At 73.0% G+C, this 23,038-nt stretch carries 22 protein-coding genes; 11 read left to right on the forward strand and 11 right to left on the reverse strand.

What is annotated here, in order from left to right; all coding sequences use genetic code 11:
- Nucleotides 1-91: 91 nt before the first annotated feature.
- From ABFX46_RS35045 to ABFX46_RS35065, 5 genes are read left to right on the forward strand one after another with little or no spacing between them, the layout of a single operon-like run.
- The gene (locus tag ABFX46_RS35045) at nucleotides 92-1,576 is read left to right on the forward strand and encodes an MFS transporter (RefSeq protein ID WP_346048244.1); all 1,485 of its coding nucleotides are present in this window, start codon (nucleotides 92-94) and stop codon (nucleotides 1,574-1,576) included.
- Entirely contained in the window at nucleotides 1,573-1,959 is a 387-nt protein-coding gene (locus ABFX46_RS35050; RefSeq protein ID WP_346048245.1) for a cupin, read from the forward strand. The genes ABFX46_RS35045 and ABFX46_RS35050 overlap by 4 nt, the downstream gene beginning before the upstream one ends.
- Nucleotides 1,956-3,725, forward strand: coding sequence for an ABC transporter ATP-binding protein (locus tag ABFX46_RS35055; protein ID WP_346048246.1), 1,770 nt, complete (start codon nucleotides 1,956-1,958; stop codon nucleotides 3,723-3,725). Before ABFX46_RS35050 ends, ABFX46_RS35055 begins: the two co-directional genes overlap by 4 nt.
- Nucleotides 3,722-5,440, forward strand: a complete 1,719-nt coding sequence (locus ABFX46_RS35060; RefSeq protein ID WP_346048247.1) for an ABC transporter ATP-binding protein — start codon at nucleotides 3,722-3,724, stop codon at nucleotides 5,438-5,440. The genes ABFX46_RS35055 and ABFX46_RS35060 overlap by 4 nt, the downstream gene beginning before the upstream one ends.
- 41 nt (nucleotides 5,441-5,481) lie before the next feature.
- Nucleotides 5,482-5,994, forward strand: a complete 513-nt coding sequence (locus ABFX46_RS35065; protein ID WP_346048249.1) for a GNAT family N-acetyltransferase — start codon at nucleotides 5,482-5,484, stop codon at nucleotides 5,992-5,994.
- Here ABFX46_RS35065 and ABFX46_RS35070 read toward each other — a convergent pair.
- Nucleotides 5,957-6,565, reverse strand: coding sequence for a DUF4126 domain-containing protein (locus tag ABFX46_RS35070; RefSeq protein WP_346048250.1), 609 nt, complete (start codon nucleotides 6,563-6,565; stop codon nucleotides 5,957-5,959). The two genes, ABFX46_RS35065 and ABFX46_RS35070, sit on opposite strands and share 38 nt — an antisense overlap.
- A gap of 137 nt (nucleotides 6,566-6,702) precedes the next feature.
- Between ABFX46_RS35070 and ABFX46_RS35075 the strand changes: the two genes are divergently transcribed.
- Nucleotides 6,703-7,737, forward strand: coding sequence for an SGNH/GDSL hydrolase family protein (locus ABFX46_RS35075; protein ID WP_346048251.1), 1,035 nt, complete (start codon nucleotides 6,703-6,705; stop codon nucleotides 7,735-7,737).
- Between the two features lie 63 nt (nucleotides 7,738-7,800).
- Nucleotides 7,801-8,766, forward strand: a complete 966-nt coding sequence (locus tag ABFX46_RS35080) for a CapA family protein (protein WP_346048252.1) — start codon at nucleotides 7,801-7,803, stop codon at nucleotides 8,764-8,766.
- On the opposite strand, the gene ABFX46_RS35085 is transcribed toward ABFX46_RS35080, so the two are convergent.
- Together ABFX46_RS35085 and ABFX46_RS35090 are read right to left on the reverse strand one after the other, a co-directional pair.
- On the reverse strand, nucleotides 8,761-9,660 hold the full coding sequence (locus ABFX46_RS35085) for an SDR family oxidoreductase (RefSeq protein WP_346048253.1): 900 nt from the start codon (nucleotides 9,658-9,660) through the stop codon (nucleotides 8,761-8,763). The genes ABFX46_RS35080 and ABFX46_RS35085 overlap by 6 nt on opposite strands.
- The gene (locus ABFX46_RS35090; protein ID WP_346048255.1) at nucleotides 9,648-10,262 is read right to left on the reverse strand and encodes a TetR/AcrR family transcriptional regulator; all 615 of its coding nucleotides are present in this window, start codon (nucleotides 10,260-10,262) and stop codon (nucleotides 9,648-9,650) included. The genes ABFX46_RS35085 and ABFX46_RS35090 overlap by 13 nt, the downstream gene beginning before the upstream one ends.
- A 100-nt stretch (nucleotides 10,263-10,362) precedes the next feature.
- Between ABFX46_RS35090 and ABFX46_RS35095 the strand changes: the two genes are divergently transcribed.
- Nucleotides 10,363-11,364, forward strand: coding sequence for a hypothetical protein (locus tag ABFX46_RS35095; RefSeq protein WP_346048256.1), 1,002 nt, complete (start codon nucleotides 10,363-10,365; stop codon nucleotides 11,362-11,364).
- Here ABFX46_RS35095 and ABFX46_RS35100 read toward each other — a convergent pair whose 3' ends face one another.
- Nucleotides 11,365-12,090 (reverse strand): YqjF family protein, encoded by a 726-nt coding sequence (locus tag ABFX46_RS35100; protein ID WP_346048257.1) that lies wholly within the window; start codon nucleotides 12,088-12,090, stop codon nucleotides 11,365-11,367.
- Nucleotides 12,091-12,195: 105 nt separating this feature from the next.
- On the opposite strand from ABFX46_RS35100, the gene ABFX46_RS35105 reads away from it, so the two are divergent.
- Nucleotides 12,196-12,543, forward strand: coding sequence for a ClpX C4-type zinc finger protein (locus ABFX46_RS35105; protein ID WP_346048259.1), 348 nt, complete (start codon nucleotides 12,196-12,198; stop codon nucleotides 12,541-12,543).
- A 2-nt stretch (nucleotides 12,544-12,545) separates the two neighbouring features.
- Here the strand turns inward: ABFX46_RS35105 and ABFX46_RS35110 are convergent, their stop codons facing one another.
- On the reverse strand, nucleotides 12,546-13,559 hold the full coding sequence (locus ABFX46_RS35110; protein WP_346048260.1) for a methyltransferase: 1,014 nt from the start codon (nucleotides 13,557-13,559) through the stop codon (nucleotides 12,546-12,548).
- Nucleotides 13,560-13,713: 154 nt separating this feature from the next.
- Here ABFX46_RS35110 and ABFX46_RS35115 point away from each other — a divergent pair, with 154 nt between their 5' ends.
- On the forward strand, nucleotides 13,714-14,193 hold the full coding sequence (locus tag ABFX46_RS35115; protein ID WP_346048261.1) for a hypothetical protein: 480 nt from the start codon (nucleotides 13,714-13,716) through the stop codon (nucleotides 14,191-14,193).
- Between the two features lie 411 nt (nucleotides 14,194-14,604).
- Here the strand turns inward: ABFX46_RS35115 and ABFX46_RS35120 are convergent, their stop codons facing one another.
- The 6 genes from ABFX46_RS35120 to ABFX46_RS35145 all read right to left on the reverse strand — a co-directional run bounded on the left by ABFX46_RS35120 (nucleotide 14,605) and on the right by ABFX46_RS35145 (nucleotide 21,988).
- Nucleotides 14,605-16,266, reverse strand: a complete 1,662-nt coding sequence (locus ABFX46_RS35120) for an HNH endonuclease signature motif containing protein (protein ID WP_346048262.1) — start codon at nucleotides 16,264-16,266, stop codon at nucleotides 14,605-14,607.
- A gap of 660 nt (nucleotides 16,267-16,926) precedes the next feature.
- Nucleotides 16,927-17,889, reverse strand: a complete 963-nt coding sequence (locus ABFX46_RS35125; RefSeq protein WP_346048263.1) for a phytanoyl-CoA dioxygenase family protein — start codon at nucleotides 17,887-17,889, stop codon at nucleotides 16,927-16,929.
- 342 nt (nucleotides 17,890-18,231) lie between these two features.
- A complete protein-coding gene (locus tag ABFX46_RS35130) occupies nucleotides 18,232-19,368 on the reverse strand; it encodes an NAD(P)H-dependent flavin oxidoreductase (RefSeq protein WP_346048264.1) in 1,137 nt (378 codons plus the stop codon).
- Between the two features lie 34 nt (nucleotides 19,369-19,402).
- Entirely contained in the window at nucleotides 19,403-19,774 is a 372-nt protein-coding gene (locus ABFX46_RS35135; RefSeq protein WP_346048265.1) for a Zn-ribbon domain-containing OB-fold protein, read from the reverse strand.
- A 3-nt stretch (nucleotides 19,775-19,777) separates the two neighbouring features.
- On the reverse strand, nucleotides 19,778-20,962 hold the full coding sequence (locus tag ABFX46_RS35140; protein WP_346048266.1) for a thiolase family protein: 1,185 nt from the start codon (nucleotides 20,960-20,962) through the stop codon (nucleotides 19,778-19,780).
- A gap of 69 nt (nucleotides 20,963-21,031) precedes the next feature.
- Nucleotides 21,032-21,988 carry a GlxA family transcriptional regulator gene (locus ABFX46_RS35145; RefSeq protein ID WP_428831346.1) on the reverse strand — a complete coding sequence of 319 codons (957 nt, stop codon included), beginning with the start codon at nucleotides 21,986-21,988 and terminating at the stop codon, nucleotides 21,032-21,034.
- A gap of 193 nt (nucleotides 21,989-22,181) precedes the next feature.
- On the opposite strand from ABFX46_RS35145, the gene ABFX46_RS35150 reads away from it, so the two are divergent.
- Nucleotides 22,182-22,835 carry an HD domain-containing protein gene (locus tag ABFX46_RS35150; protein ID WP_346048268.1) on the forward strand — a complete coding sequence of 218 codons (654 nt, stop codon included), beginning with the start codon at nucleotides 22,182-22,184 and terminating at the stop codon, nucleotides 22,833-22,835.
- The last annotated feature ends 203 nt before the right edge of the window (nucleotides 22,836-23,038 follow it).

The following is a 23,038-nucleotide window of genomic DNA, read 5'->3' on the forward strand; positions in this document are numbered from 1 at the left end:
GACCGGCGACCGGCGCGAAGTCCACCATGTCCGGCATGCACACGTTCCGAGACAACGACGGATTCCGTCACGCGGCCCTCGGGGGGCCGCGATGACGGTCAGGGAAAGGGAGCCGGCGGGCGGGAAACCGGCGGGCGGGAAACCGGCGGGCAGGGCGCCGGCCGCCGTGCCGGACGCCCGGCCGGGGCTCGTCCTCGCCGCGGTGGCCGTCGTGCAGTTCATGGTGTCGCTGGACCTGTCGGTCGTGAACGTCGGGCTCCCGCAGATCGGCGCCGGCCTCGGCTTCGGCGCGGTGGGCGTGACCTGGGTGATCCACGCCTACGCGCTCACCTTCGGCGGGCTGCTCCTGCTCGGCGGGAAGGCCGCCGACCGGTACGGGCGCAAGCGCGTCCTGCTGCTCGGGCTCGGCCTGTTCGGCATCGCGTCCCTCGCCGGGGGGTTCGCGCAGGAGCCCGGCCACCTGGTCGCCGCCCGCGCCGCGCAGGGCGTCGGCGCCGCCGCGCTGGCCCCGGCCGCACTGGCGCTGCTGACCGAGGCGTTCCCCGGGGGCCGGGCCCGCGTCCGGGCCTTCGGGATCTGGAGCGCGACGAACGCCGCCGGCGCCGCCCTCGGCGTCCTCATCGGCGGTGTGCTCACCGAGTACGCGAGCTGGCGCTGGGTGATGTTCGTGAACGTGCCGATGGCCGCCGCCGCGCTGGCCATGGCCTGGCGGGGCGTCGCCGCCGCGCCCGCCCCCGCGCCCGGCGGGCGCCCGGACGTGCTCGGCGCCGTCCTCGGCACGGGCGGGCTGACCCTGCTGGTGTTCGGGGTCGTCCGCACCGACCGGTACTCGTGGACGTCGCCCGTCACCGTGACGGTCCTGGCGGTCGCCGCGGCGCTGCTGGTCGCGTTCGTCCTCGTCGAGCGGGGGACGTCCCGTGATCCGCTGGTGCGGCTCGGCCTGTTCGGCAACCGCTCGGTGGCCGGCGCCAACGCCTACAACCTGCTGGTCGGCGCCGCCCTGGCCTCGTCCTTCTACTTCATCTCGCTCTACCTGCAGCGGGTGCTCGGCCACGGCGCGGCGCTGACCGGGGTCATGTTCCTGCCGTTCGCCCTCGGGGTGATCGTCGGCTCCGTGCTCGCCGTCAGACTCGGCTACCGGCTCGCTCCCCGGACGCTGCTGGCCCTGGGCGCGGCGCTGACCGGGGCCGGTTTCGCCTGGTTCGGGCTGATCAGCGCGGACGGCGCCTACGCCACCGACGTCCTCGGGCCCTCGATCGTCGGCAGCGTCGGCTTCGGGCTCTGCCTCGGGCCGCTCGTCGCCGCCGCCACCGCCGGTGTCGCGCCCGGCGAGACCGGTGTCGCCTCCGGGCTGCTCAACAGCTCCCGCCAGATCGGCGCGTCGCTCGGGCTGGCGGCCCTCGGCACCGCCGCCCAGGACCGCACCGGTCCCACCGTCACGCCCGCGACCCTCAACGACGGGTACGCGCTCGGGCTGGCCCTCGGCGCCGTCCTGCTGGCCGCCGCCGTCCTCATCGCCCTCACCGTCCTGCCCCGGACGGCCCCGCCCGCACCGCAGGAAGGACGTCCGGCATGACCGTCACCCCGATCGACCTCTTCGGGTCCGCCCTCCACCTCAGGCAGGGCGGCACCATCCGCACCGGAGCGGGAGTCCAGGACGAGGACGGCTGGCGGTTGACGGCCCTCCATGCCAAGACGGGCGCGGACGTCCATGCCGACCACTGGGAGGTCCATCCCGAGGCCGAGGAGGTCGTGTCCTGCCTGATCGGCAAGATCCGCCTCTACCTCCGCCCGGAGCGGCCGGAACGGCCGGAGGAGGAGATCAGGCTGACGGCCGGGACCGCCGCCGTCGTCCCGCGCGGGCGCTGGCACCGCATCGAGCTGGACGTCCCCAGCACCATCATGGCGGTCACCCTGCCGCGCGGCAGCCGGCTGGAGAAGCGGGCGGCGGGGCGGTGACCGGCACCGTGCCGGGGCTGCTGCGCCCCTTCGCGCGGAGCTTCGCCGCCGTCGTGGTCTTCCAGGTGATCGGCGCGGTCGCGGGCCTCGCGCCGCTCATCGCCGTCGTCGAGCTCGGGCGGGCGCTGCTGTCGCCCGGCCCGATCGACCACGACCGCGTCTGGCTCACCGTGGCCGCCGGCGCGGCCGGCCTGGCCGTCCGGCTGCTGTGCACGTCCGCGTCGTCCGGGATCGGGCACCTGCTCGACGGCCGGGTGCAGCTGTCGTTGCGCCGCCGCCTGGCCGCGCACCTGGGGCTCGTCCCGATCGGCTGGTTCTCCCGGCGCCGGACGGGCGAACTCGCCAAGGTCGTCGGGGACGACGTGAGCGCCGTGCACCCGTTCATCGCCCACACGCCGGGCGAGATGGTCTCCGCGTTCGTGGTGCCGCTCGTGTCGCTGGGCTACCTGGTCACCGTCGACTGGCGGCTGACGCTGATCACGCTGGTCCCGGTGGCGCTGGCGGTGGCGCTCGTCCCGCTGATGATGACCCCGGCCCGGCTGCGCGAGCAGAAGGCGTTCGACGCGGACATGGAGCGGATCTCCAACTCCGTCGTCGAGTTCGTGCAGGGCATCTCGGTGGTGAAGGCGTTCGGCGGCGGTGAGCGCGCCCACCGCCGGTTCACCGCCGCCGTGGACGGCTTCGTCGGCTCCTTCTACCGGATGGTGCGCGGCCTCGCGGGTGTCGCCGCCGGCATGCAGGTGGTGCTGTCGCCGCCGTTCGTGCTGCTCGCCGTGCTGATCGGCGGCACCGTGCTGATCACCGGCGGCATGCCCGCGGCCGACCTGCTGCCGTTCCTGCTGCTCGGGCTGGGGCTGACCGCCCCGGTGGAGGCCCTCGGGCACGGCTTCGACGACATGCGGGCCGCCCGCCGCGCGGTCGGCCGGATCCGGGACGTGCTCGCCGAGGAGCCGCTGCCGGAGCCCGCGCATCCGGTCGCGCCGCGCGGGCACCGGGTGGAGCTGCGCGGCGTCCGGTTCGGCTACGACGCCCGCCGCGAGGTGCTGCGCGGGATCGACCTCGTCCTCGAACCGGGGACGTTCACGGCGGTCGTCGGGCCGTCGGGGAGCGGGAAGTCCACGCTCGTCCGGTTGCTGCCGCGGTTCTTCGACCCCACCCGCGGCCGGGTCGTGCTGGGCGGCGTCGACCTGCGCGAGATCGGGAGCCGGGAGCTCTACCGCAGGGTCTCGTTCGTCTTCCAGGACGTCCGGCTGCTGCGGGCGTCGGTCGCCGAGAACATCGCGCTGTCGGTGCCGGACGCCGACCTGGACGACGTCGTCGGCGCCGCGCGGGCGGCGAACGTCCACGACCGCATCCTGGAGCTGCCGCGCGGATACGACACCGTGCTCGGCGACGAGGCCCGGCTGTCGGGCGGCGAGGCGCAGCGGATCTCGCTCGCCCGCGCGCTGCTCGCCGACGCGCCCGTCCTGGTCCTGGACGAGGCGACCGCGTTCGCCGACCCGCAGACCGAACGGGCGGTGCGCCGGGCCCTGGCGGCGCCGAAGGGCGACCGGACGGTCCTGGTCATCGCCCACCGACTGGAGACGATCGCCGACGCCGACACCGTCGTCGTGCTGGACGGCGGCTCGATCGCCGAGCGCGGCACGCCCGCCGAACTGCTGGCGCGCGACGGCCGGTTCGCCGCGCTCTGGCGCACCCACCGATCGGCGGCGGCCGACGGGACCGAAGGCCGCGACGCCGGACTGCAAGGAGCCGAGCCGAGATGATCCGCATGCTGCTGCGCGTCCTCGGACGCGACTACGCGCCGCCCGTGCGCCGCACCGTGGCCCTGATGACGGTGACGGCCGTCGCCGAGGGGCTGTCCTACGCGCTGCTCGTCCCCGTGCTGCGGGAGCTGTTCGGCAGCACACCGGGCGATGCGTGGCCGTGGCTGATCGCCTTCGGCGCCGCGGTCGCCGCGTACGCGGTGCTGCGCTTCGCCGCCGACCTGTCCGGTTTCCTGGCGGCGACGCGGCTGCTGCACGGCATGTACCACCGGCTCGGCGACCACCTGGCGCGGCTGCCCCTCGGCTGGTACGGCGGCGGCCGCGTCGGCGAGGTGTCGGTCCTGGCCGGCCGCGGCGTCCTGCAGGCGATGAGCGTGATCGCGCACATGCTGGCCCCGTTCGTCTCCGCCTGCGCGACCCCGCTGACGATCGTCGGCGTCATGCTCGCGTTCGACTGGCGGATGGGGCTGGCCGCGCTCGCCGCCGTGCCCGTCGTGGCGGTGGTCCAGGTCTGGACGGGACGCTCCATGGCCGCCGCCGACGAGGAGCACCGCGCCCGCGGCCACGAGGCGACCGGGCGCGTCATCGAGTACCTCCAGGCCCAGCCGGTGCTGCGGGCCGGCGGCCGGACCGCGGAGCGCTTCCGGCTGCTCGACGACTCGCTGGACGGGCTGCGGCGCGCGTCCCGCCGCTCGGTGCCGGCGGCGCTGCCCGGAACGCTGGGCCTCGGCCTCGCCGTCCAGGCGGTCTTCACCGGGATGCTGGTCCTGGGCGCCTACCTGGCGCTCGGCGGGCGCGCCGGCGCGGCGGAGGTCCTGGCGCTGCTGGTGCTCGCCGTCCGCTGCGCCGACCCGCTGCTGTCGCTGTCGGAGGCCGGCGGGCGGCTGCGCGCCGCGCGGGCCGAGCTGGTGCGGCTCGACGCGATCCTGAGCACCGAGCCCCTGCCCGAACCCCGCGATCCGGTGCGGCCCGTCCGCCATGACCTGGAGTTCGACGCCGTCACCTTCCGGCACAGCGGCCGCACGGTGCTCCGCGATCTGTCGCTGACCGTGCCGGAGGGGCGGCGGCTCGCCGTCGTGGGGCCGTCCGGCGCGGGCAAGAGCACGCTGCTCCAGCTCCTCGCGCGCTTCTACGACGTGGACGCCGGCGCGGTGCGCATGGGCGGCGCGGACGTGCGCGAGATCAGCACCGGGGTGCTGATGGAGCAGATCGCCGTGGTCTTCCAGGACGTCTACCTCTTCGACGGCACGATCGAGGAGAACGTGCGCCTCGGCCGTCCCGGCGCGAGCGGCGCCGACGTGCGGGCGGCGGCGGCCGCGGCGCGGCTGGACGAGGTGGTCGAGCGGCTGCCCGAGGGGTGGGCGACCGGCGTCGGCGAAGGCGGCGCGCTGCTGTCGGGCGGCGAGCGCCAGCGCGTGTCGATCGCGCGGGCGCTGCTGAAGGACGCGCCCGTCGTGCTGCTGGACGAGGTGACCTCCGCGCTGGACCCGGTGAACGAGGCGGCCGTCCACGAGGGCATCGAGCGCCTGATGGCGGGCCGGACGGTGGTGATGGCGGCGCACCGGCTGCGGACCGTCCGGCGCGCCGACCGCATCGCCTTCCTCGACGGCGGCCGGATCGTGGAGGAGGGCGGCCACGCCGAACTGCTGCGCCGCGGCGGCCGGTACGCCGACTTCTGGAACGCCGCGGAACTGCCCGGCCCGGCCGGGCGGTAAATCGGAGGCCGCCGCGCGGGGGCGCGGCCTACGATCGCGGGATGGAGTACGAGGTTCGGCCGGCGCGGCCCGAGGACCTGCCGGGGCTGGCCGACATCGAGAACTCGGGCGACCCGATGTTCGCCGGGATCGGGATCGTGTTCCCGCCCGGCCCGACGGTGATCGAGCAGCTGATCGGCAAGCCCGCCGAGATCGTGGTGGCCGGCGACCCGCCGGTCGGGTTCGCGGCGGTCGAGGAGGTCGACGAGGCCGCGCACCTGGAGCAGATCTCGGTGCGCGGCGACCTGACCGGGCGGGGCATCGGCGCCCGGCTGCTGGCGGAGGTCATGGCGCGTGCCGCGGCGGCCGGCTCGCCCGGCGTCAGCCTCCTCACCTTCCGGGACGTCCCGTGGAACGGCCCCTGGTACGCCCGCCATGGGTTCGCGGAACTGCCCGAGGAGCGGTGGGGGCCGGGCATCCGGTCCTCCTGGGCCGCCGAGATCGAGGCCGGGCTGCACGCCCTCGGGCCGCGCGTCGTCATGTGGGCGCCGATCGCCCGGACGCCGACCGCCTAGCGGCGCGGCGCCGCCGACGGCGCCGCAGCAGGCGGAAGCCCGCGTACCCGACCGCCAGGACCACGATGAGCCCGATGACCGGCGCGATGATCGCCAGCACGCTCATCACCAGCGCGGCGGTGTCCTCGGCCGTGCTGAGCACGGGCGCCCCGGCGCCCATCGTCCCCGCGTTCGCGACCGGGCGCACCGACGCCTTCGCCGCGTGGACGATCAGCGCCACGGCGATGCCGAGGCCCCAGCCGATCCACGGGTGCTCCTGCATGAAGGCGGACGAGTCGAGCCTCCCGGCGGCGTCGGTGGCCGCGAACACGGCGCCTCCGGCGGCCGGGCGGACGAACGTCTGCACGGCGTCGTTGACGCTGTCGACGACCGGCACCTTGTCGAGGACGATCTCCGCCGCGAGCAGGACGCCCAGCCCGGCCAGCACGCGCCCGTCGGCGAGCCAGCCGAACTCGGCGGGCAGCCGCACCAGGTCGCCGTACCGGGCGATCAGCCCGACGACCAGCATCGGGATGTAGGCGTTGAGGCCGGCCGCGGCGGAGAGGCCGAGGCCGGTCAGTGCCGCGAGCATGCGTGCCTCCCGCTGACTTATCGTTGATGACTTGGACGCGGCGCTTCCCTCGCGCGTTCCCAATGGTGATCTACAATGTAAAGGCGGGAACCGGGGACGGCCCGCGGACGTCTGGCCCATGGACGCGAAGGAGGACGATGATCAGCCCGGTCGCATGGGTGCGGGGCCGCCTCGGCGAGCGGAGGGCCGCGATCGTCCTCCTGGTGGTGCTGCTGGCGCTGGCCGTCGTCCCGGTGGTGGCGCTGCCGGCGGCGCGCTGCGAGGTCTTCGGCAGCGGATGCCGTGCGCCCGTCCCGCAGAAGCGCGCCGATCCGGTCGCCGCGACGAGGGCGCCGACGCCGCTCGAAGCGGCCACCCGGGGCTCCTACGTCGCGCTGGGCGACTCCTACTCGGCGGGCGTCGGCGCGGAGGCGACCCCCGCCGACCACAACCCGCTCGACCGCTGCCACCGGACGTCCAAGGCGTACTACCACGAGGTCGCGCGGGCCTTCCGGTTCACCAAGGGCACCGCGTTCTGGGCCTGCTCCGGCGCCACGACCGACGACGTCCTGGACGGGCGGGGCGGCGAGCCCCCGCAGATCGGCCGCATCGGCCGCGACACGAGCCTGGTCACGATCAGCATCGGCGGCAACGACGTCGGGTTCTCCAAGGTCCTCGCGGGGTGCGTCGTCAAGCTGCCGTGGGGCAAGGGCTGCACGGAGCAGGGCCGGGAGATCGCCGGGAAGATGTCCGAGCTGCGGCAGGACCTGCCGGCCCTGCTCGCGGAGATCACCGCCAGAGCACCGTACGCGCGGGTGATCGTGATGGGCTACCCGAAGGCGTTCTCCGAGGTCAGCGGCGTCGACGGCGACAACATCACGGTGTCGGACCAGCGCTGGCTGAACGCCCGCGCCTACGACCTGGGGCAGCTGATCCGCCAGTCCGTCGCGGAGGCCGACGCGCGGAAGGCCGCGACGCGCGCCCACGGCAGCGTCGAGTTCGTCGACGCCTACAGCGCGTTCGCCGGCCACGAGGTGGGCAGCGCCGACGCCTACATGAACGGCCTCGCCGTGAAACTGCCGGCGCTGGAGGCCGAGCCGCGCAGCTACCACCCGACGGTCGCCGGCCAGCACGCCCTCGCGCGGCTGTTCATCGAGCAGATCGAGAAGGGCCCGGGCCGCCCGCTGTCCTAGCGGGTGAGCCGGTTCACGCGCGCTTCGTAGGCTGGAGGGGACGTCCCGTCGAGGGGGGACCCGATGGCCATCACGGTGGCGCTCGCCGGGGACACCATGCTCGGGCGCGGCGTGGGCATGCGGATCGCCGAGTCCGGGCCGTACGGCCTGTTCTCCGGCGGCGTGCGCGACGCGTTCGCGGAGGCGGACCTGGCGCTGCTGAACCTGGAGTGCTGCGTCTCCGACCGCGGACGGCCCTGGGAGGCCCCGGGCAAGCCCTTCCATTTCCGGGCGCCGCCGGCCGCGGTCGACGCCCTCGCCGAGCTGGGCGTCGACTGCGTGACGCTCGCCAACAACCATGCGCTCGACTACGGCACCGACGCGCTGGCGGACACGGTCGGCGTCCTCGGACGGGCGGGAATCCGCACGGTAGGCGCCGGGGAGGATCTCGCGGCGGCACGGGCGCCCGCCGTGCTGGAGGCGCGGGGGACGCGGCTCGCGGTGGTGGGCGTCACCGACCACCCGGCCGACTTCGCCGCAGGACCCGGCCGCCCCGGTGTCGCCCTCGCCGACCTGCGGCAGGGCGTCCCAGACGACCTGGCGCGGCGGATCCGCGAGCTGCGGGACGCCGTCGGCGCCGTGATCGTCATGCCGCACTGGGGCCCGAACATGACCTCGGAGCCGCTGCCCTACGTCCGCCGGGCGGCCCGGAGCCTCGTGGACGCGGGCGCGTCGCTGGTCGCGGGCAGCTCGGCGCACGTGTTCCACGGCGTGGCCCTGCCGGTCATGTTCGACATGGGCGACTTCATCGACGACTACATCGTCGATCCGCTGCTCCGCAACGACCTCGGCCTGCTGTTCCTGGTCACCGTGGACCGGGGACGGCCGTCCCGCGTCGAGGCGGTGCCGCTCCGGCTCGGTTTCGCCCGAACGGAGTGCGCGCAGGGCGCCGACCATGCCTGGATCACCGAGCGGTTCACCGCCGCCTGCCGCGCCTTCGGGACGGACGTCGCCGAGCGGGACGGCCGCCTCGTCATCGGCGCGCTATAGCGGGTCGCCGAGCGGTCCGTACTCGTCCACCAGCGCTTCGGCCCAGTGGGCGGCGAAGTCCGGCTGCGTGCCGTCGGCGTCGGTGAAGCCGTACTCCTCGTAGAGGCCCGCGGTGGCCAGCGCCCGGCCCGACTTGTCCATGATGTTCGGGTCGGCGGCCAGGGCGGCGACCGCCCGGCCGAGGTAGGCGGGGGACTCCGAGTACGCGAAGTGCGGGTCCTGCGCGACGGCGTCCCGCCAGGTGTCCTCGGTGACGCCGAAGTGGTCGAGGACGGCCTCCGACCGCAGGAAGCCGGGCGTGAGGGCGACGGCCGCGACCCCGTGCGGCCTCAGTTCGGCGGCCTGCGCGAACGCCAGCCGGATCACCGCCGACTTCGCCAGGTCGTAGAAGAACGAGCCGCGGTACCGGGCGGTGTTGCCGTCGGTCACCTCCACGACGAGTCCGCGCCCGCGCGCGACCATCAGCGGCAGCGCGAAACGGCTGGTGATCACATGCGTCTCGACGGCCTGCCGCAGCAGCCGCAGACCGGTGTCGAGGTCCTGCTCCCACAGCGGGTGCTCCCAGTCGGTGAGCGGGTCGCCGCCCCACACGCAGTTGACGAGCACGTCGAGGCGCCCGTCCTGCTCCGCGGCGATGCGGTCGGCCAGTGCGCGCACCTCGTCCGGTTCGCCGTGGTCGACGCGCACCGGGATGCCGGTGCCGCCGGCCGCGGTCACCAGCGCGGCGGTCTCCTCGATCGTCTCCGGCCGGTCGAGATCGGACCGCCCCGCCGCGCTGCTGCGCCCGGTCGCGTAGACGGTCGCGCCGGCGGCCCCGAGCTGGACGGCGATGCCGCGCCCGCCGCCGCGCGTCCCGCCGGCGACGAGGGCGACCCGCCCCGTCAGTGTCCCCACGGTTCCTCCCCGCCCTTGCGGAGGTGCGGTGCGAGGACGGCGCCGATCTCCTGCCGGAGCCGGTCCGGGAGCGTCCCCTCGCGGTCGAGGGCCCAGCTCAGGCCGGTCCCCGTGACCACGGACCGGATCGTCCGGGCCAGGGCGCGGGTGTCGGTGCCGTCGCGCAGCTCGCCGGCGGCGGCCGCATCGCCGAGCAGCAACTCGATCACGCGGCACTGCGTCCGGTGGACGGCCAGGGCGTGCTCGTGCAGCTCCGGGTCGGTGAGGTCCACGCACAGGAAGGCCAGGTGGTTGGCGAACCGCTCCGGCGTGGACATCTCGGACATCGATCCGACCGCGAACGCGTCGAGCGCCGCCAGCGCCGACGCGCGGCCCGTCCGCGCCCGCTCGTGCAGCACCCCGGCGTCCTGGACGGCGGACGCGGCCAGTGCCACGAGCAGCCCGCGCTTGGACCCGAACCGCTGGACGAGCGTGCCCGGCACCAGCCCCACCTCGCGGGCCACCGCGGCGAGCGTGAGCCCGGCCGGGCCGACCCGTCCGATCACCTCGACCGCCGCCCGCAGGATCGCCGCGTCGCCGACGCCCCTCGGCCGCCCCGCCATCGCACCTCCATGAATAAATGAACGTGCATTTATAAAATCATCCCCAGCCTTGCCCGCACAAGCTCAGTTACGGATCGTGACGACAGGGTAGCCAGGTGCAATGAGCGGCTCGCCTCAGCCCGAACGCGGTGTCTCCTATCCGGTCGCCGCGCTGTTCATGGTGGCCGTCTTCCTGCTCGGCGCGGCGTTCATCGCGTCCTACGTGGGCGGCCTCCACGCGCCGCACCCGCACCGGCTGCCGGTGGCCGTGGTCGGCCCGCCCGGCACCGCCGCCCGCGTCGGCGCCCTGCTGGACCGCCAGGGCGACCGGTTCGACACGCGCGCGTACCCGACCGCCGAGGCCGCGCAGCGGGCGATCCGCCACCGCGACGTCTACGGCGCCTACGTGCCGCAGCAGGGCCGGCTGCTCGTCACGACCGCCTTCGGCCCGGCCACCAGCGGCCTGATCCGCGGCGCGTTCGCGCAGGTCGCGGCGGCGGGCGGGCAGACGCTGTCCGTGCGGGACGCGGTGCCCGCCGACCCCGGGGACTCCGAAGGGCTCGTCCCGTTCTACCTGGTCATCGCGTGGATCGTCAGCGGCTACCTGGTCGCCGCGATCGTCGGCCTCTACCGGGGGATGGCCGCCACGACGCCGCGCAACGCCGTCGTCCGCCTGCTGGCCTTCGCGGTCTACTCGGCGGCGATCGGCGCCGCCGGGACGCTGATCGTGGAGACCGGCTACGGCTACCTGCCCGGCCATCCCTGGCTGCTCACCGGGGTGGGCGCCCTCTGCGTGTTCGCCGTCGCGGTCGCGACGGCCGCCGCCGAGAGCCTGCTCGGCATCATCGGGACGGCGCTGGCGATCCTGGTGTTCGTCGTGCTCGGCAACCCGTCCGCCGGGGGACCGTGGCCGGTGCAGATGCTGCCGGGCTTCTGGCGGGACGTCGGCCCGTGGCTGCCCAACTGGGCCGGGACGGAGGCCGTCCGGAACGCCGTCTACTTCGACGGCAACGATCTCGCTCGCCCGCTGACCGTGCTCGGGGTCTGGGCCGCCGCGGGGATCGTGCTCGTCCTGCTCCTGGCCGGCCGCAGCAACCCGGTGATGCGCTTCCCCGGCAGGTGATCAGCCGCCCGGCAGGCCGAACCGCACCGGAACGCCCGGCGAGTACAGCACGCTGACCGGCTCGCCCAGCGGCCCCGGCAGCCCCGCCGCCGCGACGAGGTCCTGCTCGCAGCGCAGCAGCGTCGCCCGGTGCAGCGGCCACCGCGGGTGGACGTTCGGCAGGAACCGCACGCGCCCGAGGAACTCGTTGTGCATGCCCCAGCGCGCGGTGAGGAAGTGCTCCAGCTCCGACGGTTCCTCCACCCGCTCGCCGATCCGCACGTCGATCCGGCTATGGGCACCGCGCGGCCCCGGCCACCGCCGCGAGCTGGTGTAGGTGATGACGTCCTTGCGGGCCCGGATGGACATGCGCGACCACTGGTACGGCATCCTGAACCCCGCCCGCGCGATCACCACGGGCAGCAGCCGGGAGGCGTCCAGCGAGCGGAACACGACGCCGCGCCGGCCTTGCGCGTCCACCGAGTACAGCCGCACGTTCGTCTCCGGGAACGTCCCCAGGTACGGGACGCCGGGCAGCCCGAGCCACCCGACCCGGTCCATCCAGAACGCGACGAGACCGACATAAGTCACCCCGTCCAGCGTGTCGGGCTCGATGCCCGTCGGCAGCAGCGGCGCGACCCGCCGTGGCTCCACGGCCCAATGGACGAACGCCAGGTCGAGCCACCACTGCGTGAGCAGCGGCCGAGAGATCACTCCCGGCGCATCGGCCGCAACGGGCTCGGGCACCGCAGACACGGTCGCCATCGTCCCACAGCCCCTCCACCAGGACGCTTGTCAGGGTGCCCCTGACGGCCTACGGTGTCAGGGCAACCCTGACACCCAGGAGCCGCCATGACGGTCAGATGCACCTTCTGCAGCAAGCCGCACACCGAGGTCGACCGGATGGTCGCCGGCCCGGGGGTCAACATCTGCAACGAGTGCGTGTCCCTCGCCGACGCGATCATCCAGGAGTACGAGGACAAGCCGGCCGAGCTGCGCCTGCCGCCCTGGGAGTCGCTGGACGACGACCAGATGCTCGACCACATCCCCCGCGTCGCCGCCGCCGTCGACCAGGTCGAGGCCGACCTGCGCGCGTGGGTGCGGGAGCTGCGCCGCCGGGGAGTCACCTGGACCCGGATAGGCGCGGCGCTCGGAATCACCCGCCAGTCGGCGTGGGAGCGCTTCTCAGGCGAAGAGTGACGCTACCCGGCCGGGCGCAACTCGATGATCGAGTGCAGCCCGCCCGGCCCGACCGAGCCGACCCGCAGACCGGCCGACGCGGCCAGCTCGGCCAGTTCACCGAGAGTGCGCTCCCGGCCGCGGACGTAGCAGAGCATGCGCAGGTCGCCTTCGGTGTCGCGCGTGCGGCCCTCGACATTGGCGACGTTCTCCACGACGAGCACTCTCCCCGTCCCCGATGCCGCCTCGGCGCACCGCTGCAGGATGCGCGCGGCGTGCTCGTCGTCCCAGTCGTGGAGGACGCCCGAGAGCAGGTACCCGCCCGCCCCGGCGGGAAGGGGATCGAAGAAGCTGCCCGCCTCGGCATCGGCCCGGCCACCCAGCCCGGCCCCGGCGATGGCCTCCTTCGCCCGCGCGACCGGCCCGGCAAGGTCGACCACCGTTCCCCGCAGCTCTTCATGAGCGCGGAGGATGGCGATCAGCAGGCTCCCGTCGCCGCCGCCCACGTCGACCACGCGACCCAGGCGACCCCAGGGGTAGGCGGCGACCAGAGCGGGCATCTCCTCAGCGAGCCGCCCGCCCATCAACGCGTCGAACGACGCCGCACGCCGCGAATCGGCCGACAGGTCGTCCCAGAACGTCCGGCCGAACCGACGCGGAAACGCGGGCTCCCCGGTGCGAACGGTGTGCAGCAGTTCGACAAAGCACAGATCGGCGTGCCCGATGGCCCCTTCGATATCAAGCCAGGCCCGCAAGCCACCCGGATGATCGTCCCGAAGCTGCTCGCCCAAATCCGTCAGGCCGTAGACGCCGTCTTCCTCGCAGACCAGCACACGGGCGGTCACCAGATGCCCCAGCAGCCGTCCCAGCGCATCGGACTCGGCGCCCACCGCCGCGGCGAGCGCCTCACCCGTCCGCGTGCCGCCCGCGATGTGATCGGCCAGCCGCAACGTCGCCGCCACCCGAATGGCCATCGGCGTGAGCAGATCGGCGGCCGCCCACAACTCCCCGCCCCACCCCTCCTCGTCCCCGGCCACGGCGCCTCCCTCCCGCGCAGAACATCAACCCAGACGCTACTCCCGAAGGTCACCCACCGTCCGCGCCCCGCAACACGGAAAGACGGCCTTCATGTGGACCCTGATCTGAGCTGTCAAACAGGCAACGGCCGCGACCTAGGCTGATCTTGTGTCAGTGGATCTCATCGCAACTATTCGTGACCCCGTCGCGGGGCTGTTGGCCACCGATTCGCTACCTGATCTGGTGGTCGTCGAGAGCCGCGAATATGAGCGCGGGGTTGAGGTTGCGCCGGGTCATCCGATGGCGGCCGCGGAACTTGCGGCGGTGATGGTCGGTGAGGCCATTCCCCGCAGTCCGGATGGGGTAGCTGGCGCTCGCTTCTTCGAGTTGGATGTGGCCGGGTTCGAGGAACGAACGTGGATCATGTTGTTCGACTTCCGCCATGACGATGGTGAGTCGGCGATTGAGGGGCGTGGCGAGTTCGTCGACGAGACCCGGATGTTGCAGCCACCGGTTGGCGACCCCCGGCGATTCATCGAGCAGACACGGCTTCGAGAGCCAGGCGACGACTTCGCGGTTCAGTGCGAGAGGTTTCTGCGCCAGTTCCCCGATCTCGGAGGATGGCCGCCGGATCGTCGCGTCACCCGTAGTTGACCACCTCTGCGAAGCAGACGGGTCGGGCGGTCGAACAATGGGCGGGAGCGGCGGCACGTTCGTCGTTGCTGAGCGGGATCGCAGCGAGCATATGCAGCAGGTTCTCCTTGGCCGCGAGAAGTCGGGGTGACAGTGGCCTAGTGCTTAGGGGAGTTGAGGTCGCGGTGTCCGAGCCAGGCCTGCACTCGAACAGGGGCATCGGTTCATGGGCGTTGTTGAGCCGGGAGGCGATGGTGGACCGGGCCCGGTGGCTGCCGATGTTGCTGCGGACGTCGGCTGCGGGGACTCCGGCCTTGGCGCGGAGCATGGGCATGGAATTCTCTGCAGACCCCGTGTGCAGGTGACTGACGTCCGGAGTCTGGTGCGGCTTGGGGGTGGGTCGTCGGCGCCCGCGTCAGCGCCCGCGCGTTGCTAGTCCAGGTCTGGGCGGACCATGTACCAGCCGCCTGAGGGGGTGGTCCAGATGAGGAGGCCGGGCCAGATCTGGTGGAGCGTCCAGCCTGGGCTTTGTTTGAGCCGGTGGTGGCGTCTGCAGAGCGGGGCGAGGTTGCAGCGGCAGGTGATGCCCGGCCGCCAGGGCACCGTATGGTCGAGGTCGCATCGGTGCGAGGGTTGGTTGCAGGTCGGGAACACGCAGGTGGGATGCCGGTGTTCGATCTCCCGGCGCAGCGCGGCGGGCGGACGGTATCCCGGGCGGCCGTGAGTTTCGTCGCCGCCTCGGCAAGCGGTCTCGCGGGCTTCGGAGAGTTCCTGGTGGATGCGCCGCACGGTGCGCGGCACGGCGATGACCAAGTCTCGGGTGGTGGTGCGCGCGCTCAGGTGTGCGAGCCGTCGTCCAACCAGATCCGCCGCCCAGTCGGCGTCGATTCTCGTCCTGCCGGTGCCCTCGGCGGTGCCGGGTGCGGCCATGTACCCGGCGACCTGAACTTCGGGCGCGACCAGAAGCCGCGGGTGCCGTGCTTCCACGGCGATTCCAGGGTGCAGGTGCGGACTGGTATCCGGCTCCAAGCCGCTGGTTCGCGATTGCTCGTTGGGTGGGCGTGCAACCCGGTCCTTCACCCGGCCTGAGAGCACGCGGGTGGTTTGGCCGTTTGGACGGGACGCCACCGGGCTCGAGCCGGGGATGCCGGCGTGACCGCCCGGAGGGGGTGCCGCGCGGACGGCGGCGTCGATCCCGGCCCCGGCCAGTTGGCCGCCGACACGGATTTCCGGCACGTCCGCCAACCCTGGGAGCCCGAGGGACGGGTGCGGGGCTGCCGCCTGGCCCGGGAGGGTGTTGCCGGAGGGGTCAGGGGGCAGGCACGCCGTCGCCCGTTCGTGCTCCCGTGTCGGGGTCAGGGGCGTGGCTTCGCTCGATGGGGTGAGGAGGTTGCTGATGGAGGCGGGGAGCGGGTGGCCGTGCAGGAGCTGGGTTGCCAGGTCGGCGCGGATCATGTTCAGCGGACGTGAATCGCCCTCGTGCCTGATGCCCTGCGCTGCTGCGGTGATCTTGTTGAAGATGGCGTGGGCGTCCTCGGTGGGCAGGTCGCACAGGCCGAGGTCGGTGGTGCCGGACGGGGTGTCCCAGATCTCCAGTCGGCGCTGTTGGATCGCTTCGCGCTTGCGTTCCTCGATCGCCTCGGGGGCGAGCCGCTGGAGTATCCGCTTGATGGCACGACGCAACTGCCCCGTGGTCTGGGCGGGCGCCTTGGGCAGCGCCGCCGCCTCGACCCTGCGGGCGACCGGTTCGGCCAGTTGGTCGGTGAGGTCGCTGATGACGCGGGCCTTGGCGAAGTCGAGGTGCCCGCTTTCAAGGGCGGCACCGGTCTCGGAGAGCGGACCGGTGAGGCGTTCGGCCAGGTGGACCAGCGTGGCAGCGGTGTTGCCCGTGACCGTGAGCGCGGCGGCGAGTTCGTCGGCGACGGATTCGCGGGCGGGCAGCGTCCGGTAGTCGGGACTCCCGTCGGCTTCGGCCCGGGTGCGCCGCTCGGTCAGCTCGGCGATGGCGGCCAGCTCCCGGGCCTGTGCCCAGGAGGTCTGGCGGCGTGCGGCCGCTGCGACCTGGAGGAGCTCGGCATCGGTCAGATCCGCCAAGTACTCCTTTCCACCGGATAGGCAGACCGCAAGTTGCGGACCTGGAGGAAACCACTCCCGGTCTTCCCATTCACGCTGAGGAACAGCGCTCTCTGCGGCCACGGACACCGAGTCACCTCCGCCCTTAATCCGTTCCCCAATTCTATCTCACTTCACCATCCCCATCGTTGGACATACAAGACATCCAACATCACTCCATCCTTTTATTTTCTCATAAATAAAGTACGTCGGCCACGGCGGTTATACGTCCAGCGTCGGCGCGGCAACTACGCCGCGCGCACCCCTCGTTGCCAGCCTTCGCCTGCCATGACGCGCGTAGCGCGGCAAGGGGCGAAACCACGTGCCGGACCGGCAGATTAACAGCACTCCTCAACCATCTACCGCAACCGAAGTGACAGTAACCGGCAGCGTGGGGAACAGGCGCGCCGACCTTCGGGAGGTCACCTCAGCCGCTCACTTACAGCGCAACCCTAAAACCGATAAAAGAGGACCTCAGTCACGTGCACGTCCCAAAGGGGTGCGTCAGACAGAAACCGGCGATTCGGTCCGGCATCGACTTCAACAAGCGTTGAGTGGAGGGCTCAGCCGGCGAGAAGGACGAAATGCTGTCCCGCCAACCTGGACGCAGCCGTCCACTACCCGCTTCCGCTCCCCGGTCCGCTACCGGCTTCCGCGAGACGGGGCGCGGACGGCTGCGTCCAGGCGGCTGCGCCAGGGGGATAGGTCGAGGCCCGGATAGCGGAGGGCTGCGCCGTCGAGGGTGGCGGGTGTCCAGTAGGAGTGTCCGGGAGGCGGGAACCCGAACAGTTCGAGTTGCGCTGGAGAAGCGTGTTCGACGAAGCGGTACCAGGCCGGGTCGTGGCTGCGGTCCGCCCAGCCCTTGCGGTCGCTCCACTCGGCTTCCGCGTGCCGGAAGCCGAGGTGCATGGTGTAGCGCGCGCCGTCCGAGCGGGTCAGGGCGGTGCCTCGATGGAAGGTGCCGAGTTGGAAGGCCACCACAGTGCCGGCGGGACCCGCGGCCGATACCTCCCGCTCGTAAAGCTCCGGGCGGGCCGAAGCCAGGAAGCCCTCTGGCGCATCGCTTGAGCCGGACGCATCGGCCTGGCGCGGATACCAGTTGGGCTTGGCGGGAAGATTCGCGGTCTGGCCGGTCGGCACCAAGTGAGGCGGTCCGAGTTCCTCGGGGACATCGACCAAGTACACGAACATCTCGACTTGCTGCTGCTCGATCCCGTGAGTGGGAACGACGAGGGTGTGGTTGAGGTAATCGCGGTGCAGTTCTTGGTCATAATCGTTCGCACCGGTGTACTTCGCCCATGCCTCAGCGGTGTAGAGGCGCAGATTGTCGCTCCGCAGCAACGTCCTGGCCAAGCGGACGAGGCGATCGTGCACGGCCAGGAGGCTGATCTTGGTACTGGCGAAGGGGAATGAGTCGATTCCGGCGAACTCGTCACCGACGAAGCGTCCCCGGCGCGGGTCACGCCCACTGTGGAATCCTTCGGCCGAAGGGAACATCACCTCGAGTTCGGCGACTGCCGGGCCCAGCGCCTCATCGGGAAGATAGCCGGGCAGGACAGCGAATCCCTGGCTCTGCCAATCGCTGATGGCCTGCGTCAGATCCATGTAGGCAGTATCACCAGAGACGGATGTCTCCCCAACTCATTTTCCGGACAGGTAAACCGGGTGCTGAGGACGACAAGCACGGCTTGGCGGCTGGCCTGCTCCGCACGCATCACCGCCGCCAGCGCCGCCGTGGGCATCGCCGCGCTTCCGTGAGCATCACCGCCGGCACCGGCCCGGACGCGCCGTAAAGAGGCCATGGGATCACCGGGCGCCGCCCAGCCGAACCGGCCCCCCGGCAATCCTCAACCACGTCCTGTGGCTCAAGCGATGACGCGTCCGAACAGTCAGAGGCACCGACCTCCGCACCGCGATCGGCGCACCGATGGGGGGACGCCGGCTGCCTCAGTCCTCGCTCGTGATGGTGTTGAGGCGCTCCACGGCGTTCGCGAAGTCCTCCACCATGTCGTAAACGACCTGGCGGGCGGGCTTGACGGTGTTCATGAGGCCGACGCACTGGCCGACGAAGTAGTTGGCGAGCGCGCGGGCGCCGGGGTTCCCGGACTCGGCGACCTTGGTGATCTGCCGCATCGCGCCCTCGGCGATGATCATCTGCAGCGGCATGCCGAGCGGGCCGGGGCTCGCGGGGCCCTCCCACTCCTCGGTCCAGGCGGAGCGGAGCTGCCGGGCGGGCTTGCCGGTGCGCGACCGCGACCGGATCGTGTCGCGGGACGTGGCGGCGAGCATCTTCTCCTTCACCGCCGGGGACGTCTCCGCCTCCTCCGTGGTGAGCCACACCGAGCCGCACCACACGCCCGACGCGCCGAGTGCGAGCGCGGCGGCCATCTGCCGTCCGGTGGCGATCCCGCCCGCCGCCAGCACGGGCACCGGCGCGACCGTGTCGACGACCTCGGGGACCAGCACCATCGTGGAGATCTCGCCCGTGTGCCCGCCGGCCTCGCCGCCCTGCGCGATGATCAGGTCGGCGCCGGCGGCCACCTGGCGGCGGGCGTGCTCGGACGTCCCGACCAGCGCGGCGACGGGGACGCCGGCCGCGCGGGCCTTCTCCACCATGAGCGGGGGAGGGGTGCCGAGGGCGCTGGCGATGAGGCCGATGGGGTGCGCGAGCGACACGTCGATCAGCTCGGTCGCGCCCTTCGCGGTGACCTGCGTGCCGCCGCGCGCGTTGGACCGCTTGGCCTTCTCGAAGTCGGGCAGCGGGACGTCGTACTTGGCGAACAGGCCGGTGAGGAACGTCCAGTGCTCGTCCGGGACCGCGGCGAGCATGGCGTCGAGGCCGCCGCCGCTCTCCGCCGACTTGTCGATCTTGCCGGGGACCAGGACGTCGACGCCGTAGGGGCGGCCGCCCACGTGGTCGTCGATCCAGCGCAGTTCCTCTTCGAGCCGGTCGGGGGTGTAGGCGACGGCCCCGAGGACGCCGAAGCCGCCGGCGTTGGTGACGGCGGCGACGACGTCGCGGCAGTGGCTGAAGGCGAAGAGCGGGAACTCGATGCCGAATCGCTTGCAGACCTCGGTGTTCATGCCCCCGACGCTAACGGACCGAATATCATTCGGTCTAGGGTCGGAACAGGATGTAGGACTCGCCCTCGTCCGGATGCTCGAACGCGACCCGCAGGGGCAGGCCCTCGCGCAGGTCGCCGCGGTCCACCCCGTCCAGGCGGGCATGCAGCCACGGGCCCTCCGCCAGTTCGACCAGCGCCAGGTAGGCGGGCGGGTCCTTGGGCAGGACGGTCCAGGTCACGAGGGTCGCGTCGCCGCTCGCCTCCGCCCAGGCGAGGTCCTCCTCGCCGCATTCGGGGCAGCCGGTCGCGTCCGGCGCGAACCACAGGCCGCACGCCGCGCAGTGCCGGACGACCAGGCGGTCGGACGCGGTGCCGTCGAAGAACGGGTCGGTCCGCCCGTCCCGCCGCAGAACGCCGATCTCCATCGGCTAGGCCCCCTTCCGGTGCGGGCTGACGATCAGCGTGGAGTGGTGGTCGAGGATGCCGCCGTTCCCGCTGACGAGGATCACGTCGGTGGACGGCGCCTGCCGCTCCCCGCCGTCCCCGCGCGCCTGGATCACGGCCTCCGACAGAGGCGTCATGCCCCACATGTAGTACGCCGACAGCTGCCCGCCGCCGGTGTTGGTCGGCAGCGAGCCGCCGGGCCCGAGCGCGCCGGACGCGGCGAACGCGCCGCCCTCGCCCTTGGCGCAGAACCCGTAGTCCTCCAGCGACACCAGGACCGTGTAGGTGTAGCAGTCGTACAGCTCGCACACGTCCACGTCGGACGGCGTGACCCCCGCCATCTTCATCGCGGTCGCGCCCGAGGAGGCGGCGCCGGTCGTCAGGCCGAAGTCGCTGCCGCGCTCCTTGCGGTGCCCGGGGTGCCCCTGCCCCCACCCCCACAGGTGGACGGGCGGACGGGGCAGGTCACGGGCCCGGTCGTCGCCGGTCACGATGACCGCGATGGCGCCGTTGGAGACGAGGCAGCAGTCCAGGAGATGCAGCGGCTCGGACACCCAGCGGGAGTTCTGGTGGTCCTCCAGGGTGATCGGGTCGCGCATCTGGGCGAGCGGGTTGCGGGACGCCCACTCCCGCGTCGACACGGCGATCGCGCCGAGCTGCTCGCTGGTCGTCCCGTAGCGGGCCATGTGCCGCTGGGCGGCGAGCGCGTAGAACGAGTTGACGCTGCGCAGCCCGAGCGCGGCCGTCATCCCGCCGAACCCGTACCATTCGCGGGCGTCCCGGTTGTAGGCCGAGCCCGCCGACTGCTTCGGCTTGAGCGGCGCGTCCGCGAACACGCAGGCCACGGTGGTCGCGGTGCCGCTGAGCACCGCCATCGCCGCGTAGGACACCATCGCCCCGGCGGTCGCGCCGAAGGAGTTGACCTGGGACAGCAGCCGCAGGTCGCGCATCCCCAGCGCGGCGGCCAGCTCGATGCCGGGGGAGCCGCCCATCCCGTGGCTGACCAGCAGCCCGTCCACGTCGGCGAGCGCGAGGCCCGCGTCCCGCGCGGCGAGCCGCACCGCGTCCGCGGCGAGCCGCCGCGGGCTCCGTCCGTACACCTTGCCGAGCTCGGTCATGCCGAGCCCCACGATCGAAGTGCCCGTCGAAGTGCCCGTCGAAATGCCCATCGCCTCGCTCTCCTCGTCCGTAAGTGCCACCGTACAGAACGACGTTCGGTCATGGGCCGGGCGGGGTGATCAGGGACGGGCGCGGAACGCGCTTCGGTACGCCAGCGGGGACGCGCCGACGCGGCGGGCGAAATGGGCGCGCAGCGTCACCGGCGAGCCGAACCCGGCCTCGGCCGCGACCCGCTCGACCGGCAGGTCCGTGCTCTCCAGCAGCTGCTGCGCGCGGTGCACGCGGGCCCGCGCCAGCCACTGCCGCGGCGTCGTCCCGGCCTGCTCGCGGAACCGCCGGGTCAGCGTCCGGACGCTCACCGACGCCTGCCGGGCGATGTCGTCCAGCGTCAGCGGACGGTGCAGGTTGGCCTCCAGCCAGGCCAGCGTCGGCTGGAGCGCGGCGTCCCCGTCCGGCGGGTCCTCGTGCCGGATGAACTGCGCCTGGCCGCCGTCCCGCTGCGGCGGCATCACGATCCGGCGGGCGGTGCGCGCCGCCGCGGCCGAGCCGTGGTCGCGCCGGACGAGGTGCAGGCACAGGTCGATCCCGGCCGCCACGCCCGCCGAGGTGAGGACCTGCCCGCCGTCCACGTAGAGCACGGACGGATCGACCTCGACATCCGGGAACCGCCGGGCCATCGCGCCCGCGTACCGCCAGTGCGTCGTGGCCCGGCGCCCGTCCAGCAGCCCGGCCGTGGCGAGGACGAACGCCCCGACGCAGATCGATGCGATCCGGGTACCGCGCGACGCCGCCTCGCGCAGCGCGTCCAGGACCTCCGCGGGCGGATCGGACCGGACGTCCTCGTGCCCCGGCACGACGATCGTGCCGGCCGCGGCCAGCGCGTCCAGGCCGAACGGGGTGTCCACGCGCATCCGGCCGAGCATCGCGGACGTCTCCGCGCCGCCCGGCGGGGTGCACACCCGCGTCTCGTAGAGCGGGACGCCGTCGGGCGTGGACGTCACCCCGAACACCTGGCCCGGAACGGCCAGGTCGAACGGCACGACCCCGTCCAGCGCGAGCACCGCCACCACATGCACCCCCGCCCCGCGCCCCAGCGTGCCGTCCACCGCCGTGCCGTCCACCGCTGCCCCCTTCACCGCCGTGTGTCGTGTGCCGACATTCCAGGCATGGCCAGAACGTAGCGCACATCGGCAGTCCGGCCACTGTCCGGACGGACGGGCGGTGCCGGACGATCGGTGGCGATCCGAGCGACACTTCCGAGGAGCCTCCGTGTCCGACCATTTCGCCGAGTTCTCGCTGCCCGACACCGATCTGACCCGCAAGGCGTACGACCTGGTGTTCTCGACGGGTCCGGCGGCGCTCGCCCACCACTCCGCGCGCACCTACCTGTTCGGCCGCGCCATCGGGGAGGCGCGGGGCGTCCGCGCGGGCGCCGACTACGACGACGAGGTCCTGTTCCTGGCGAGCGTCCTGCACGACGTAGGGCTCATCGGAGCGGACCACGGCCCCCGGCGCTTCGAGGTGGACGGCGCCGACCGCGCCGCCGCGTTCCTCACCGGGAACGGACTGGACGGCGAGCGGACCCGCGTCGTCTGGGAGGCGATCGCCCTGCACACCAGCCTCGGCATCGCGGACCGGATGCGGCCCGAGATCGCCCTCACCCACGCCGGGACCAGCGCCGACATGATCGGCCGGGGCGCGGCGGACCTGCCCGGCGGTATCGCCGAGCGCGCGCACGCCGCGTTCCCCCGCCTCGAACCCGGCTGCGGCCTCACCGAGATCATCGTCGACCAGATCGTCCGCGATCCCGCCAAGGCCCCGATGGGCACCTTCCCGGCCGAGATCGCCCGCCAGTACGGGGCCGGCGGCCCCGCGCCCGACTGGGCGGCCCTCGTCGCCGGCGCCTGGCCCGGCACCCCGTGAGACGTGAGTCGCCCGCGCCCCCGGGGCGACGGGGGCGCGGGCGACGCGCGGGAATGGCCCGCGGTTTCCAGGAGGCCCTGGTACGGGACGCCCTGCTCACGGCGCCCTGCTCACGGCGCCCTGCTCACGAGACCGTGCTCACGAGACCGTGTTCACGAGACCGTGTTCACGAGACCGTGTTCACGAGACCGTGCTCACGGCGC

Origin of the sequence: Actinomadura chokoriensis, from assembly GCF_039529475.1 — a bacterium.
Lineage (GTDB): Bacteria > Actinomycetota > Actinomycetes > Streptosporangiales > Streptosporangiaceae > Spirillospora > Spirillospora bangladeshensis.

Coding starts and splice junctions, on each gene's coding strand:
- ABFX46_RS35045 (WP_346048244.1), top strand. CDS start 92: ATGACGGTCAGGGAAAGGGAGCCGGCGGGCGGGAAACCGGCGGGCGGG.
- ABFX46_RS35050 (WP_346048245.1), top strand. CDS start 1,573: ATGACCGTCACCCCGATCGACCTCTTCGGGTCCGCCCTCCACCTCAGG.
- ABFX46_RS35060 (WP_346048247.1), top strand. CDS start 3,722: ATGATCCGCATGCTGCTGCGCGTCCTCGGACGCGACTACGCGCCGCCC.
- ABFX46_RS35065 (WP_346048249.1), top strand. CDS start 5,482: ATGGAGTACGAGGTTCGGCCGGCGCGGCCCGAGGACCTGCCGGGGCTG.
- ABFX46_RS35070 (WP_346048250.1), bottom strand. CDS start 6,565: ATGCTCGCGGCACTGACCGGCCTCGGCCTCTCCGCCGCGGCCGGCCTC.
- ABFX46_RS35075 (WP_346048251.1), top strand. CDS start 6,703: ATGATCAGCCCGGTCGCATGGGTGCGGGGCCGCCTCGGCGAGCGGAGG.
- ABFX46_RS35080 (WP_346048252.1), top strand. CDS start 7,801: ATGGCCATCACGGTGGCGCTCGCCGGGGACACCATGCTCGGGCGCGGC.
- ABFX46_RS35090 (WP_346048255.1), bottom strand. CDS start 10,262: ATGGCGGGGCGGCCGAGGGGCGTCGGCGACGCGGCGATCCTGCGGGCG.
- ABFX46_RS35095 (WP_346048256.1), top strand. CDS start 10,363: ATGAGCGGCTCGCCTCAGCCCGAACGCGGTGTCTCCTATCCGGTCGCC.
- ABFX46_RS35105 (WP_346048259.1), top strand. CDS start 12,196: ATGACGGTCAGATGCACCTTCTGCAGCAAGCCGCACACCGAGGTCGAC.
- ABFX46_RS35125 (WP_346048263.1), bottom strand. CDS start 17,889: ATGGATCTGACGCAGGCCATCAGCGATTGGCAGAGCCAGGGATTCGCT.
- ABFX46_RS35130 (WP_346048264.1), bottom strand. CDS start 19,368: ATGAACACCGAGGTCTGCAAGCGATTCGGCATCGAGTTCCCGCTCTTC.
- ABFX46_RS35135 (WP_346048265.1), bottom strand. CDS start 19,774: ATGGAGATCGGCGTTCTGCGGCGGGACGGGCGGACCGACCCGTTCTTC.
- ABFX46_RS35140 (WP_346048266.1), bottom strand. CDS start 20,962: ATGGGCATTTCGACGGGCACTTCGACGGGCACTTCGATCGTGGGGCTC.